The 653-nt window shown below is 42.3% G+C and carries 1 protein-coding gene; it reads left to right on the forward strand.

Going from position 1 to position 653, the window contains the following annotated elements; all coding sequences use genetic code 11:
• Positions 1 to 653: hypothetical protein (locus WH277_RS02745; protein ID WP_339504280.1), on the forward strand; the 653-nt coding region annotated here is incomplete at both ends.

The raw sequence follows: 653 nt of genomic DNA on the forward strand, positions 1-653 counted from the left end.
GAATATGATTATTGTCTCGAAAATAAGAAAGATAGATTTTCATATATTGCTGATGCTATACAAGCTAAAGCTTATAACTATCAATGTTATTATAAGGGAATCTTAGCTGATTACAGTGGGCTTTATAATGACTGTCTTGAAGCTATCATTTCAACATTCAAGAACGCGCTTGTTAGCGGCTACGATGAAGCTACGAGCGAAGAGATCATTAGGAACAGATTTAGCTTAATAAACATACAGATTGAGCGCATCGAGCGAATGAAGTTTATCTGTGATGCGCTTGTGCGCGTGGGTGCTTTCACAAAGCTGAATGAGCAAAGCCATCACTACAAAGACATTCACAGTGGCGACGTTTTCACAGTGCCATACGCTACAAGCGTAGACATCATGAAAGAGGCGGAAACTGTCGTGCTTGAGAGATACAAAGCGCTTGCGGCTGGGCTTGATCGTGTTGCTCCTGAGTATTTCGTTAGGGCAGTTGAGATACTCAATAAGCAGGCTAGTCTTGTTGAGCTAATCAGGCACTACATCTTCGCTCAAGGTTGTTATGAGCAAGTCGTTAAGTCGAAGCGTTCAGCGCTTGATGATTGTGCTTTTGAAGTCTCTTACTACATCGACACCGCTACACATTTACAGCTTGAGCAGGTTGCTAC

It is taken from the genome of Erwinia sp. MYb416 (assembly GCF_037479575.1).
In the GTDB taxonomy this organism is placed as follows: Bacteria; Pseudomonadota; Gammaproteobacteria; order Enterobacterales; family Enterobacteriaceae; genus Erwinia; species Erwinia rhapontici.